At 73.3% G+C, this 13,585-nt stretch carries 10 protein-coding genes; 4 read left to right on the top strand and 6 right to left on the bottom strand.

The annotated features are described in order from the left end of the window. Positions 1 to 1,236: 1,236 nt before the first annotated feature. From WMF24_RS29995 to WMF24_RS29985, 3 genes are all read right to left on the bottom strand, one after another. A complete protein-coding gene (locus WMF24_RS29995; RefSeq protein ID WP_437730843.1) occupies positions 1,237 to 2,295 on the bottom strand; it encodes a hypothetical protein in 1,059 nt (352 codons plus the stop codon). A 67-nt stretch (positions 2,296 to 2,362) separates the two neighbouring features. Then, on the bottom strand, positions 2,363 to 4,504 hold the full coding sequence (locus tag WMF24_RS29990; protein ID WP_437730842.1) for a DUF4215 domain-containing protein: 2,142 nt from the start codon (positions 4,502 to 4,504) through the stop codon (positions 2,363 to 2,365). A gap of 481 nt (positions 4,505 to 4,985) precedes the next feature. Further along, the gene (locus WMF24_RS29985) at positions 4,986 to 6,227 is read right to left on the bottom strand and encodes a formylglycine-generating enzyme family protein (protein ID WP_437730841.1); all 1,242 of its coding nucleotides are present in this window, start codon (positions 6,225 to 6,227) and stop codon (positions 4,986 to 4,988) included. Between the two features lie 101 nt (positions 6,228 to 6,328). On the opposite strand from WMF24_RS29985, the gene WMF24_RS29980 reads away from it, so the two are divergent. Beyond that, complete coding sequence (locus WMF24_RS29980; RefSeq protein WP_437730840.1) at positions 6,329 to 6,790, top strand: hypothetical protein; 462 nt, start codon at positions 6,329 to 6,331, stop codon at positions 6,788 to 6,790. A gap of 79 nt (positions 6,791 to 6,869) precedes the next feature. Here the strand turns inward: WMF24_RS29980 and WMF24_RS29975 are convergent, their stop codons facing one another. Both WMF24_RS29975 and WMF24_RS29970 read right to left on the bottom strand, forming a co-directional pair. After that, positions 6,870 to 7,952, bottom strand: coding sequence for a hypothetical protein (locus tag WMF24_RS29975; protein WP_437730839.1), 1,083 nt, complete (start codon positions 7,950 to 7,952; stop codon positions 6,870 to 6,872). A 193-nt stretch (positions 7,953 to 8,145) separates the two neighbouring features. Continuing rightward, on the bottom strand, positions 8,146 to 9,696 hold the full coding sequence (locus WMF24_RS29970) for a serine/threonine-protein kinase (protein WP_437730838.1): 1,551 nt from the start codon (positions 9,694 to 9,696) through the stop codon (positions 8,146 to 8,148). 144 nt (positions 9,697 to 9,840) lie between these two features. Between WMF24_RS29970 and WMF24_RS29965 the strand changes: the two genes are divergently transcribed. After that, on the top strand, positions 9,841 to 10,455 hold the full coding sequence (locus tag WMF24_RS29965) for a DUF4351 domain-containing protein (RefSeq protein ID WP_437730837.1): 615 nt from the start codon (positions 9,841 to 9,843) through the stop codon (positions 10,453 to 10,455). Here WMF24_RS29965 and WMF24_RS29960 read toward each other — a convergent pair. Then, positions 10,416 to 11,705: a formylglycine-generating enzyme family protein gene (locus WMF24_RS29960; RefSeq protein WP_437730836.1), complete on the bottom strand. Its 1,290-nt coding sequence runs from the start codon at positions 11,703 to 11,705 to the stop codon at positions 10,416 to 10,418. The genes WMF24_RS29965 and WMF24_RS29960 overlap by 40 nt on opposite strands. A gap of 512 nt (positions 11,706 to 12,217) precedes the next feature. Here WMF24_RS29960 and WMF24_RS29955 point away from each other — a divergent pair. Both WMF24_RS29955 and WMF24_RS29950 read left to right on the top strand, forming a co-directional pair. Continuing rightward, entirely contained in the window at positions 12,218 to 13,078 is an 861-nt protein-coding gene (locus WMF24_RS29955; RefSeq protein ID WP_437730835.1) for a DUF4351 domain-containing protein, read from the top strand. Positions 13,079 to 13,380: 302 nt separating this feature from the next. Continuing rightward, positions 13,381 to 13,551 carry a hypothetical protein gene (locus WMF24_RS29950; RefSeq protein WP_437730834.1) on the top strand — a complete coding sequence of 57 codons (171 nt, stop codon included), beginning with the start codon at positions 13,381 to 13,383 and terminating at the stop codon, positions 13,549 to 13,551. The last annotated feature ends 34 nt before the right edge of the window (positions 13,552 to 13,585 follow it).

Genomic DNA, 13,585 nt, shown 5'->3' with positions numbered 1-13,585 from the left:
GGATCGGGTACTGTCCCGACCTCGCGACCCGCTGCGCGGCGGCCCGGAACGGGCCCCGCCCCGGGCTCGCCAGGTCGACGTGGACGGCATCCTGCAGCAGCCGGGCCACCTCCGGCAGAGCCGGGATCGCCCGCGGTTCGCCCGGGGTGGAACCCTGACGCCGGCACGTCAAACCGTTGATATCCGACCCGAATTTGACGCTCGGCTCCAGGGTGGAGGGGCCGCCCCCGAGGTTCTGCCCGGCCATGTGGTTCGGGTTCGAGTCTCGCTGTGCCTCATCAGGGTGCTTCTGGTTCGCCTCCGGCGCAGGTTCTGCGTGGTTGTCCTTCGCGACCATGAGACCCTCGTGTGTGCCCGCAAGAACGGTAGCAATTTCGCTGCCATGGTCGTTCTGCAGCACGACAGACACGGGCGCCCGCCGCTGCGGACGAGCGGCGCCGGGAGGAGAGGGGCGACGCGCGACGCGAGGGAAGGGCAGGAACTTTCGTCCTTTGCGAGTCTTCCTCCAGGCCACGGCGGTGCGGGGAGCGGCGGGGTGGCCTCGGATGAGGCATTTTGCGACACGCGGGGCGTCCCGCCATTCCGAGGGGGTCTTCGGGCCGGTGGCCCGCGGGAGCGGCGCAGCCGGCGACGGGCCGAGCTCCGCCGCGAGGGGGCAGGGGAGACGGTCGGCGACCGCGGCAGGCCTCCGCGCCGCTGTGCCGGGGGCTGCGCGCCGGCCGCCGCCGTGACGATCGGGAGCAGGTGCGCAGGGCGCGGGCCACCCAGCGGAGGACGGCGAGGGCGGCGCGAGCGCGGGGGGCCGATCGCGGCGGCGCGTCACCCCACACGTCCACGGCTGGCTCTCATCACGGTCGGCGCGGTCCATTCATGAGCTCGCCCTCGGGTCATCCCTGGGGGGATTCCTCTCGAGCTCGCCTCGCCGTCTCGCCGCCGCGCCGCCGCGCCGCCGCGCCGTCTCGCCGCCGCGCCGTCGCGCCGCCGCGCCGTCGCGCCGCCGCGCCGCCGCGCGCTGCATCGTGCTGTTTCGTCCGCGGCAGCTCTCGGCGCTTCGGCGCTGCGGCGCTGCGCGCTCCGTGACATAGCGCCTCGTTCCCGGGTCGCTGCCGGCGCGCTGGACCTGCGCCGGCCACGAGGGCGCAGGGCGCGCCGGCAGCAGGACCGACGCGCGCGGCGCTCTCGGAGCGCACGGCGCCCGCGTCGGGCGCGCGCACCCCTGCCGGACCGGGCGCCGCTTCAGCGGATATCGAAGACGTAATCCGTGTCGTAGGTGCGGACGAAGAGCTTGCCTTCCTTCTCGACGAGAAACTCAGGCCCGCTCTTGAGCGGGAGCTTCGAGACGACCTTGCCGGTGGCGCGCTCGAGGACATAGAGGAAATCGGGCTCCGCCGTGAAGCCGTATCCGCAGAGGAGGTGATCTCCGCGCAGCACGAAGTTCTCTGCATTGCAGACGAGCGGCGCGCTCTGCCAGAGGAGCTGCCCCGAGGCGAGATCGATGGCCGAGAGGAAGGCGTTCTTGCCCTTCGACGAGGCCGCGTACGTCCTGTGGCCCGACGAGACGTAGAGCACACCGTCCCTGGCGATGGCCCAGCCGACGTGCCCCCGCACGAACTCGGCCTCTCCGGGCGCGATGTCGGGCGGCGTGAGGAAGCTCGTGAAATCGAAGAACGCGACGACCTTGCGCGCGGCATCGACGATCGCGACGAAGCGCTCGTCGTCCAAGTCTTTTCCGTAGAACAGCGCGAGGTGATCGCCGTGATCGATCGCCTTGACGAGCGCATGAGCGCGGTAGCGGGTGGGAACGAAGGAGGGGAGGGCGCCGGCGTCGCTCTCGGGAGCGCCCGGCACCTGGAGGATCGGCAGCGACAGGCTGTTCCTGGCGAACCATGCCTCCGTGTCGGTGATCTCGTTCTTCTGCTCGGCGACCTTCACGAGGCGGGGCGCTGCCGAGCCTCCGGCCGGCGCGGGACGGACGAGCGTCTGGCCGAACGGCGGCGGCGCGAGCTTCACGGGAGGCCTTCGGTCGAGCGCGAGGCCGGCGGCGCCGTCGTCTGCGGCCGCCTGCGGCGGCTGGGCGGCGCTGTCGCCGCGGGGCGGCGGCGCGGGCTGCGGCGCCGGCCCGGCGGCGTCGCGGGCCGCGGGGGCGGCGTCGGCCGCGCTGGAGGGCGGCGGCGCGGCGTCCGGGGTGCGCGCGGGCGGCGCGCACGCCGGCTGGCAGGCGCACGCGGCGAGCGCCGCGGCGGCGAGCAGGAGCTTGCGGGGTGACGAGCGACGTGGGGGAGGGGCGGTGAGCACGCGCGCAGCGTAGCTCATCCGCGCTGGCGGGAGGGCGCACCAGGGCGCCGGGAGGCGGCGCCGGGGCTCAGGGGGCGGGCGTGAAGGCGAGGTTGAGCGTGTACGGTCCAGCGTCTGTCGTCCGGTACGTGTCGACGAAGATGAACAGGGGCGCGCCGCCGTCGACGTCGAGCGAGAGCGTCTCGTTGCGGCCGCCGCTGTAGCTGTCCGCGCACGCGAGCTGGGAGTCCTTGTCCGCGCAGCTCGTCCGTGCGTAGAGCCCGAGGTCGGTCTCGGAGGACAGCGTCACGATCAGCCTGCCGTCGCTCGGCGGCGTGAACGCGTGGATCCTCTCCGGCATTCCGCGGCTGACGCAGGAGCCATCGAACAACGTCGTGCCGGATGACGTGTTGCCCCGGTTGTCGCCGAGGACGGCCGGCAGCGCGGCGGCGCAGGCGTCGTCGAGCTCGAGGGTGCACTCGGCGGAGCAGCCGTCGCCGCCCGCGGTGTTGCCGTCGTCGCACTCCTCGGGCTTGCTGACGGCCCCGTCGCCGCAGATGGCCGGCACGAACACGAAGTCGAGCGTGTACGGCCCGGCGTCGAACGGGGTGTAGGCGTCGACGAAGATCGGCACCACCTCGCCCCTGTGCACGACGAGCTCGAGCTCCTCCTCCTCGAGCAGGGTGCTCGAGGCGGCGGATTCGTCGATGCAGGCGATCTCGGTGAGGCTGTCGGTGCACGCCGAGCGGGAGTAGAGGCCGTGATCGCTCTCCGACTGGAGCACGACGAGGAGCGTGCCCGACTGGCCGGCGGGCGGCGTGAACACGTGGAGTTGCTCCGGCCCGTGGCCCGTGCAGCTCGCCTCGAACAGGCTCGTGCCGCGCGACGTGTCGCCCGCGACCGTCGTCGTGGTCATGGGCGCGGCGCCCGCGCAGGCCGCGCTGGCGAGCGGGGCGCAGGTGGCGTTGCAGTCGTTGTCCGAGCAATCGGTGCGGCCGTCGCCCTCGTTGTCCACGCCGTCCGTACACTCCAGCTCGCCCATCTTGCAGAAACCGTCGGACGGGTCGCACACGCCGAGCTGGGTGCACTGCGCATTGGTGGTGCACGCCGGGGTACACGCCGTGACCCCGTCGCCGATGTCGCTGCACGTGTAGCCGTCGCGGCACTCGTCCGAGCTGCTGCACCGGAGGATGCACAGGCCGTGGCCCTCGCCGAAATCGACGCAGACGCCGCCCTCGGAGCACCCGCCGACGGCGGGATCACAGAGGCCCGAGCAGGAGCCGGACGGCCCTCCCCCCTCGGCCTCCGTGAGGCAGTACTCGCCGGGGCAGGCCTCATGGTCGGAGCACGCCGCGCCGTAAATGCTGGAGGTGCCTCCGCCGGAGCCGCCGGAGCCGGCGGTGGGGTCGGCGCCGCCGGCGCCGGTGGGGGCTGCGCCGCCGGAGCCGCCGGTGGGGTCGGCACCGCCGGAGCCGCCGGCGGGCGCTGCGCCGCCGGAGCCGCCGGCGGGCGGTGCGCCGCCGGAGCCGCCGGTGGGCTCAGCGCCGCCGGAGCCGGTGGGCTCAGCGCCACCAGTGCCGGTGGGCCCCGCGCCGCCGGAGCCGGTGGGCTCAGCGCCGCCAGTGCCGGTGGGCTCAGCGCCGCCGGAGCCGGTGGGCTCAGCGCCGCCAGTGCCGGTGGGCTCAGCGCCGCCGGAGCCGGTGGGCTCAGCGCCGCCGGAGCCGGTGGGCGCAGCGCCGCCAGTGCCGGTGGGCTCAGCGCCGCCAGTGCCCGTGGGCGCAGCGCCGCCGGAGCCGGTGGGCTCAGCGCCGCCAGTGCCCGTGGGCGCAGCGCCGCCGGTGCCGGTGGGCTCAGCGCCGCCAGTGCCGGTGGGCTCTGCGCCGCCAGTACCAGTGGGCTCAGCGCCGCCAGTGCCCGTGGGCGCAGCGCCGCCGGTGCCGGTGGGCTCAGCGCCGCCAGTGCCGGTGGGCTCTGCGCCGCCAGTGCCGGTGGGCTCTGCGCCGCCAGTGCCCGTGGGCGCAGCGCCGCCGGTGCCGGTGGGCTCAGCGCCGCCAGTGCCGGTGGGCGCAGCGCCACCGCTGCTGCACGTGCTGGTCGCGTCCGAGCCGCCGGTGCCGCTGCCCGTCACGCCGATACCGCCGGCACCGCCGGAGCCGTCACTGCCACCTTCGCCGCCATCGTCACCACACCCGGCGGTCGTCGAGAGCGCGAGCACAAAGAGACCTGCCACGAGTCGCACGTTCATCCACCCGCTCCACCAGAAAGAGATTGTCGAGACGCGAGGTGGACCCCACCCCACGGCGCAGCGCCACGCCATCTTCGGCGCAACAGCAGCGCTTGCCAATCCCTCTGTCGTGTCATCCACCATGGCATCCGCGCTCCCGCATCCGCGCCGCTCGCCGCCGTCAGCGCCGGGAGCTCGTGGAGAGCCGGTGCGCCGAGCGCGCCAGCGGACGCGGCCGAGGCAGCTGGCGCACCGTCGCGCTCGATGGAGCCCGAGAAAATACCGCTCCTCTCCCGGTCCGATGTGGCCTTCGCGGCGCACGGCTGCGGTGAGGCCTCGATGTCGCTGAAGGTGTACCTGGGGCTCCGGACCACGACGTCGATCTCCGTGCGACGCCGGCCTACGTCGACGGCTCACCCGGGGTGACGTGGGTCAACTCCCACCCGCGCGGGGACGGCGCTCGGCTGCTTCGCCAGAGCGCGGCCCGCTACGGCGTCCGCGCGCACCGGACGCCGATGCTGTAGTAGACGGTCGAGGGCGAGACGCTGACGCGCTCGGACGACAGCAGGTAGTTCGGCTCGGCAAAGGTGCTTCCGCCGCGAACCACCCGTTCCGCGGTGTCCGTCAAGTTCGCGCAATCGACGCACGGACTCGGGTAGGCGCCGAACCCGTCCAGCAGCCACTCCCGCATGCTCCCGCCGAGATCCGCCTGCGTCCACCGCCCGTCGCCCTTCGGCGACCGGGACCCGACAGGCACGATGTCCGAGAAGTCGCTCTGGAACGTGCACCCCGGCCCCGCGCTCTCCCTGCAATCGTACGACGCGTAGCTCGCGTCGATCTCCGTCGATTCCGGCGGGCTCGACCACGGATACTGCCGCTGCTCGCTCCCTCCTGCCGCCGCGTGGTTCCACTCGGCCTCCGTCGACAGCCGTCCGCCGTCCCACGCGCAGAACGCGACGGCGACGTACCAGCTCACGCAGTTCATCGGCAGGTGCTCGTGCGCGCCCGGCTCATCGGTCCACGCGGGCATGTCCGGGTTGTCCGGGCATTTGACCGCGGCCCGCAGCGCCGCCGCGTCCGCAGGCAGCTCGCCGCCCCAGGCGGGGTTCCACCCGCTCCCCGGGATGCCCGGGTGCGCTCCCGCGCCCGCGGCAGGCTGGCTCCCGGGATAGGCCTCCACGAACTTCCTGAACCTCCCCACGGTCGCCTCGAAGCGATCCAGCAAGAAGGCGCTCACCGTCGCAGGAGACGCCGGATCGTTGCTGCGGTGGAAGCTCCCCCCGGGCACCATCGCTGTCGCACAGCAGCTCTCGGCGCTCGCCGGCCCGCACGTGGAGGGCAGTCCATCGCAGCTCGGCGGCGCCGCGCACGTCCCGCCGCGGCACACGGGCGCCTCTGCTGGGCACGGCTCCGGCGGCTCCCACTCCCCGGGGTCGCTGCACCGCTGCACCTGGTTGTCCGCGCACCGCGCCTCGTCGGGCGTACACGCGCCGCCGCCGTGGCCGGCGGCGCCGGCACCCGGGCTATCGCCGCCGGAGCCGCCGCCGTCGCCGCCGTCGCCGCCGTCGCCGCCGCTGGAGCCGCTGGAGCCGCTGGAGCCGCTGGAGCCGCTGGAGCCGCCCGCGCTCTCCAGCGGATGATAGTCCTTGTCGAGCCCCACGAGCGCTGTACACCCGCTGGCCATGAAGGCCAGCGCCGCCCACCACCCTGCAGCGCGCTTGCTGAGCATGCCGATCACTCCTACAGCCGCCCGACGGGCGCTGTCCACAGCGCCGCGTCCGCGCGGCGCCACGGGCACGGGTGCGACGCCAGGCGCGGGAGGTCGAGCAGGTGAAGGAGCGCGAGCCGCCCTGGATGGGCGAGGAGCGCTGTTGTTCGTGGCGCTTCACATGCCGTCGTGGCTGCACGGCGGCGGGCGCTGGAGCCGGTCGCGCCCGGCTGTGGCTGCGTGGGGCCATCGGCGTTTCAGTTCTGTGGATCGCGGCCATGCAGTTGCGGGACGAGCCGGTGCCGTTCCTTGTCGCGCGCTCGGGACGGCCCCTGGGCTCCGAGCGCCCGCTCTCGCGCACTTGCGCGCAGGTACGCGAATCCATCTCTCTTTTTATCTATCGTGCAGAGCGATTGTTGGGCGTGCGTCACCGTGGGGGAGCTGATATCAACGCCGCCGCGGGCAAGCTGGACGGGTTCGCGAAGCTGACCTTCGCCGAGGTGACCCCGAGCGTCACTGCCGGCTCCGCCGCATGGCACCGGCCGCCCACATCCGCGGATCCGATCGGGGACGAGCGACGGTGAGATCCGCCATCCCGGGATCGCCCGCCGTCCGACTCGTGGGCTCGCGGGAGGCGGAGGCGGCGCCCCCCGGAGGCCAGCGTCAGAAGCGCCCTCTCGCGCCGATCATCGCCCCTTCAGGCCCGGCTTCCAGCACGCCCGCGCTGATCCACCTCGGGCTCGCGCTGACCGCCGGGGTGGTGGGCTTCGGCTCGGTGAGGTAGAGCGCCGCCGCCGTCCCGAGCCCGGCCAGCCCCACCGCGAACCCGATGGTGCTCACCGTAGCCAGCGTGATCGCGTTGGTCCCGGCGTCGTGCCCCGTCGTGTCACAGCCCCTCGGGTCCACGGCCCGGATCCCGCTGCCGCAGTGCTCGTCGATGGTGGCCTTCTTGCCGAGCACGAGCGCGCCCGTGACGCCGCCCAGCACGAGCCCCGCCGCGCCGAGCCCGCCCGCCACGTACGTGGCCGTCCGGCGGCCTCCCGGGCTCGCCGGGCTGTCCGGTCCGGCCGACGCGGGCGCCGGCACGAGCTCGGGCGCCGTCGCCAGCGGGGCGGCCGGCGGCGGCGCGGGCGCTGCCGGCGCGGGCGTCGGCGCTTCCTTCAGCGCCAGCGTGAGCTCCTTTGTCTCGCCCGCGGCGATGGTGATCCGCTGTTCCTGGAGGGGGCCTCCCGGGGGCTCGATCGAGACCACGTGCTCTCCCGGGTCCACCGGGAGCGCGACCCCCAGCGCGGCCTCGCCCTGCACCTGGCCGTCGCGCCTCACCACCGTCCCCGCCGGCGCTCCCGGAGGCAGGGAGAGCGCGAGCTTCGGGACCTGGGGCGAGAGCCTGTCGCGCTCCTGCCTCGCGACCCTCGACCGCTCGGCTTGACGGGCCCTCTCCGCCGGGGGCATCTGATCGAGCTGCGCCAGGTAGTCCTTGAAGTGCGCCACCGCGGTGGCGATCCGGCCCCATTGCGCCTCGCAGAAGGCCAGCGTGAAGAGCGTGCCGGGCTGAGGGTCGAGGCGCTCGCTCTCGGCGAGGGCCTTGCAGCCTGTCTCGTAACGGCCCGCCTGCATGTCGGCGAGCCCTCGCTCGAAGAGCGCCTCGGCGGCCGCGATGTCCTGCGCCGCCGCGGGGACGGAGAGGGAGAGCAGGCCAACGGCGGCGAGGAGCGGGGTGGCGCGGTGGAAACATGAATGGAACATGCTCTGTCACTCAGCAGGTAAGAGGAGCTCGGGATACGGGCGCTCGGGGGCGAGCAGGCGAGCGAACCGCGAGGGCGGCGCGATGACTTGCCCGTCCGCTCTCGTGCGCCTCGCCGGGCCGCAGCTCAGGCCACACGCGGTATCGGTGGGGAGCAAGGCGGGGTGATGATGGACACTCCAACGGACCCCCGGTTCATTTGCGTCCGAACAGCTCGGCGGGTATCGGCCGCGGCGACGGCGGCGGTTTCCTCTCGGTCGAAGACGGCCTGGACCCGGCCGGCCCGGGTGTGCGCGCGGCGCCCTGGGAGGTTGCGCTCGGGTAGCGCTCGGCGGGCGAGGAGGCCGTGGCGGCCCCGGCCCCCGGAGCGGCCGTTGCCCCGGAGCCGGAGGGAGAGGGCGCGGGCGGAGGCACGGCGTCCGGCGCCGCGACCGAGGGGAGCGGCTCCGGCGGGGCTGGTGGTGGTGCTGCCTGCGTCGCCTGCGGCGCCGGTAAGGGCGGCTCTGGCGCTGCCAGGACGGCGGCGGCGTCGAGGGCCACCGCCTGCTCGGCCGTGTGCCGGGGGCGCTGCGCGAGCCGGACCGAGGCGCCCAGCATCGCGCCGAGGCCCAGCAGGGCCACCCCGGCGACGAGCGGCGCCCGGCGGCGCCGCGCCGGGCCCGCCGGTACGGCGGACACCGCGGCGCCGGTCGAGGTGCCCGCGAGCCCCAGGCCGGACGGGCGCCCGTCCCGCGCCGGGACCGGGCTCCCGGCCAGCGCGGGCTCCGGCGCCGCGGGGCCGGGGGGCAGCGCCGTGGCGGCGGGGACGACGCCAGGCGAGGACGACGCGCTCAGAAACGTCCCCCGGCCGGCGGCGACGGGGACGCCGAGCACCTCGCCGAGGGCCTGCACCGCCTCGGTGGCCCGGCGGAACCGCGCCGCGGGATCGCCCGCCGTGGCCCGGGCGAACCACGCGTCGAAGCCGGGCGGCAGCGCCACGCCCATGGATCGCGCCCGCTGCACCGGCGGCTCCTCGGGGCCGCGGGCCGCCACCATCGCGAAGGCGAGCACGCTCTCCGCGCCGCTCGCCTCGGGGTGCCAGTATGAACCGCCAACGAGCAGCGTGTAGGCCAGCATGCCGAGCGCGAAGATGTCCGCGGCGCCGGTGAGCCTGGTGCCGCCGAGGAACTGCTCGGGCGGCATGTAGATCGGCGTGCCGAGGCTGCTCGTGGCGCCCGCCGCGGTGGCGCCCTCGGCGACGAGCTTGGCGACGCCGAAGTCGAGGATCTTCACGCGGACCGAGCCGTCGTCGCGCCAGGAGAGGAAGATGTTCGCGGGCTTGAGGTCGCGGTGCACGATGTTCGCCGCGTGGGTGCGGTCGAGGGCCAGCGCTGCCTGGTGGAGGTAGGTCATCGCCTCGGCCGGCGGGAGGCGGCCGACGCGCTTGAGGCGCTCGCCGAGCTCCTCGCCGCGGAGCAGCTCCATGACCAGGAAGGGCATACCGGTCGCCTCGTCGACGCCCGCGTCGAAGACATCGACGATGTGCTCGCTCTCGACCTTCGCCGCGATGCGCGCCTCGCGCTTGAAGCGCTCGCGCATCTCCTCACTCTGGAAGAGGTGCGGGTGCATGACCTTGAGCGCCCGGTGCCGCTCGGTCTCGAGGTGGACAACCTCGTGGACGGCGCCCATCGCGCCGGCGGCGATGAGGCGCACCACGCGATAGCGGCGCGCGAAGACGGTCCCCTCGGCGAGCACGACGGCCGACACGGGAGGACGGTCGGGCCGCGGGCCGGCGGCGTCAAGCATCTGCGAGGCGTGCGAGACCGCCGGCGAACGGCGGCGACCGCGTGTTGCCGGAGCGGGCCCGCGCTGGAGCTCGACGAGGAGCGGGCCAGGTCCTACGGCGATGTCGTGCTGAATGCCCTGGACGACTCGGCTCGGCGGGCGCTGGAGGCGATGATGAAGGGCTACGAGTACCAGAGCGATTTCGCCAAGAAGTACGTCGCGCAGGGTCGCCGGGAAGGTCGCCGAGAGGGAGAGCGTGCCATGCTGCTGCGGCAACTGCGCGCTCGTTTTGGCGAGCTGCCAGAAGCCGCCGTGGCCTGCGTCGAGGGGGCCGAGAGCGCGGTGCTCGAGCAGTGGGCCGCGCGGGTGCCCGGCGCGAAGACGCTCGCCGCGCTTGTCGCGGCGGTAGGAAGCCTCGATGAGGCGCTCGGTGACCTTGAGGCAGGCGTGGAGGAGGCGATCGCAGACTGTGAAGCGGTGATCGCGGGGAACTTGGCTGCGCGCTCGGCGACCCAGGCGAGCCGCGTTTCCATCCCGACGGCGATCACTGGCGCTGCAGTCGGTCCGGGGGCCGACCCCGGACACCGGCTCCCTGCGTTCCGGTTGCTGTCGCCCGACGTCGGCGACGATTCTTGTGTGCTTAAGGGTTCAAGGATCAAGTTTCAAGCGAAGTGCGTCGTGTGCGCAACAAATGTTCTATGCTACTGCAGCGCCCTCGCGCACCGGACCCCGATGCTGTAGTAGCGGGCCGACGGATCGTAGCTGCCGCGGCGGAAAGAGAGCAGGAACGACGCACCGTTGTTCCAGCTCCCGCCCCGGGCCAACCGGACTGAGCCGCTGGTTGATTCGGCACAATTGTGACAATTGTCTGGATAGGCTGCGTACCAGTCCAGGACCCATTCCCACATATTCCCGGCCAGGTCCGCGTGCCCCCACCTCCCATCTCCCTTCGTCGACCGCGATCCAACCGGCTGGATATCATCGAATGTACACGAGCCGGCAGGCTCACCGCCAGCGCAGTCATACACAGTGTAAGTGCCATCGATTGTGGTCGCGTCTGCCGGATTGGACCACGGATAGGCGCGCTGCTCTTTTCCTCCCGCCGCTGCGTAGTGCCACTCCGCCTCCGTCGGCAGCCGGCCCCCATCCCACGCGCAGAACGCAAATGCCACATACCAGCTCAGGCAGTTCATCGGCAAGTGCTCGGTACCTTCGTCTGTATCCCTCCATGTTTGCCAGGTTCCACTGCACTTCACCGCCGCCTTCAGCTCCGCCGTTCCCGCAGGTAGTTCGCTGTCCCACTTATCATTCCAGTCGCTTCTCTTGATCAGCGGGTGCCGCCCCGCGCCCGGTGAGGGCTTGCTCCCGGGGTACGCCTCGACGAACTTCCGGAACCGACCCACCGTCACCTCGAACCGATCCAGCACGAAATCATCCACCGTGGCTGGGTAGTCCTTGTTGCCGTCCCGACGCGTGAAACTCCCTCCGCGCACCGCCTCCGCTGTCGCGCAGCAGCTCTCATCCTCTCCAGGGCCGCACGTCGCAACCAGCCCGACACAGCTCGGCGGTGTCATGCACATACCCTCGCTGCACACCGGCGCCTCCTTCGGACACGGCGCCGCGTCCTGCCACTGCCCGCGCTCATCGCACCACTGCGGGCGGTTGTCCGAGCAGCGCACGTCCTCCGGGCCGCACTCCCCGGTGCACTTTCCCTCCACGCACGTCTGCCCGGCGCACTCCGTTCCCCCCGGCGTGCACTCTGCGTCACCGCCGCCGCCACCGGTTCCGCCACCGGCCTCTCCTCCGGTGCCAGCATCCCCTCCGGTCCCTGTCGTGGTGCCGCCGGCTTCCCCACCGGTTCCGGTCCCGCCGCTGCCTCCTGGCACCACGTAATAATCGTCCTCCAGCCCCGCCAGCGCCGCGCATCCGCCCGCGGTGAGCGCCCACGCCGCCCACAGCCATCTCGCGCGCTCCCCGTTCCTCTTCTCCATGTCTTCCCCTAGGCCGCCGCGCAGCCGCTGTCCACCGCCGCGCGTGACCGCGATCTCCCCCTGGCTGCGCGCGCCGGCGGCGCGCCCTCCCGCGGCGCGGCTTCCAGGGACCCGCGGCATGGCCGCCTCTCCGGCGCCCAGCAGGTCGGCCGGCCCGACGGCGCCCGCTCCGTCGTGGGCGTCCGTCGCGCGGCTTGAGGGCGCTCCGCGGCCGCTCCCTCGTGTCGAGCGGACCGAGCGTCGAGAATACCCGCGAGGCAATTCCGGAAGCACCGCTGGCCGGACGATCCGCCCGGCAGCAGGACGCGCAGACTCTCACCATTACACGCGAGCTGCCACAATCGTGTCTCCATTTCTGCTGCGTAGGGTCGATAATTCGAATGCTCTCCTCCCGGAGCGCTGATATCGCTCTGCCGTGGGGAACCTCGACGGGGGCGCGAAGCCGCCTTCGCCGAGAAGCCCCCGCGCACTCCTGGACTCGACCGCCTGCGAGCAACGTCGCGATGCCCTCCATGGCCCACGAGATCCTCGTGGATCTCTTCAAGAACCGCCCCTCGCTCGCCGCCGAGCTCCTCGTCGAGGCGCTGGGCGTCCCGCTGCCGCCCTACTCGGGAGCGCGCCTCACCTCGATCGACCTGACCGAGATCCAGCCTGCCGAGTACCGCGCCGACCTCGTCGTCGTCCTGCTCGACGTCGACGCGCCGATATGGGTGCTCATCGTCGAGGTCCAGCTCGGCATCGATCCGCGAAAGCGCTATAGCTGGCCCGACTACACCATGGGCGCGCGCGCCGCGCACCGCTGCCAGGTGGGCCTGCTCGTCGTCGCGCCCGACCCCGGCGTCGCCGCCTGGTGCGCAGCGCCCATCGAGACCGGCATCCCCGGCTTCGTGCTGCGCCCGCCGGTGCTCGGGCGCGAGGCGGTTCCGGTCGTGACGGACCCCGCGGAGGCGGCCCGCCGGCCCGAGCTGGCCGTGCTCTCCGCCATGGCGCACGGCAGCAGCGAGCGGGGGGCGAGCATCGCCGCCGCGGTGCTGCCCGCGATGCGGGAGCTCGACGAGGACAGGGCCAGGTTCTACGGCGATGTCGTGCTAAATTCCCTGAACGACGCGGCGCGCAGGGCGCTGGAGGCGATGATGAAGGGCTACGAGTACCAGAGCGATTTCGCCAAGAAGTACGTCGCGCAGGGACGCGATCTGGGGCGCCGGGAAGGCGAGCGTGCCATTCTGCTGCGGCTTTTGCGTGCTCGTTTCGGCGAGCTGCCGGATGCCGCCCTGGCCCGCGTCGAGGGGGCCGAGACCGCTGCTCTCGAGCGGTGGGCCGACCGGGTGCTCAGCGCGGAGACCCTCGCCGACGTGCTGGACGAGCCGAGCTGAGGAGGCCGCCCGGCGCCCATGGCCGCGCCACCGCCACGGATCGTGTCCTCGATCCGAGCGTCGGCCGCTTCGATGGCGGCGCGGGCATCCTCGCCTGCTGGCGCGGTCGCGCCGGCGTCGGTGACGGCCGTCGCCGCGCGGGCGGCGGGACCGGGCGCAGCGGCGCTGGCCATTGATTGAAGGGCGAGCACGGCCGTCGTTGCACCCTCTCTCCCTGTCGCCTCGGCTCGCGCCAGTCGCGTCATCACGAGCATGCCGCCGGATAGTGTCTCTATATCTGCCAGGTAGAGCGGTCATTGGCCATGCATCGCTGCTGGCGAGCTGGTCAGCTCTTCGACGTGGAGGTGCTCCTGCCGGCGCCCCGCGCGGCCGAGCCGCCGCGCTCGGGCCCCGCGCAGGTCGCCACCGACGCCTACCGCGCGAACTGGGAGGCGATCTTCGGCCCGCGCGAGGAAAACAAGCTCGTCGACTGAGCCGCTCTCGGCGGCGGCCGCCGGACGCCGCGCT

Source organism: Sorangium sp. So ce1335, from assembly GCF_051521615.1.
Lineage (GTDB): Bacteria > Myxococcota_A > Polyangia > Polyangiales > Polyangiaceae > Sorangium.
Note: the sequence above shows the minus strand (reverse complement) of the source record. Positions and strands in the feature narration are given on the sequence as shown.

Bases quoted from the DNA above. Each gene is read 5' to 3' on its own strand.
- WMF24_RS29955 (WP_437730835.1), top strand. From the start codon at position 12,218: ATGGCCCACGAGATCCTCGTGGATCTCTTCAAGAACCGCCCCTCGCTC.
- WMF24_RS29950 (WP_437730834.1), top strand. From the start codon at position 13,381: ATGCATCGCTGCTGGCGAGCTGGTCAGCTCTTCGACGTGGAGGTGCTC.
- WMF24_RS29975 (WP_437730839.1), bottom strand. From the start codon at position 7,952: ATGTTCCATTCATGTTTCCACCGCGCCACCCCGCTCCTCGCCGCCGTT.
- WMF24_RS29960 (WP_437730836.1), bottom strand. From the start codon at position 11,705: ATGGAGAAGAGGAACGGGGAGCGCGCGAGATGGCTGTGGGCGGCGTGG.
- WMF24_RS29985 (WP_437730841.1), bottom strand. From the start codon at position 6,227: ATGCTCAGCAAGCGCGCTGCAGGGTGGTGGGCGGCGCTGGCCTTCATG.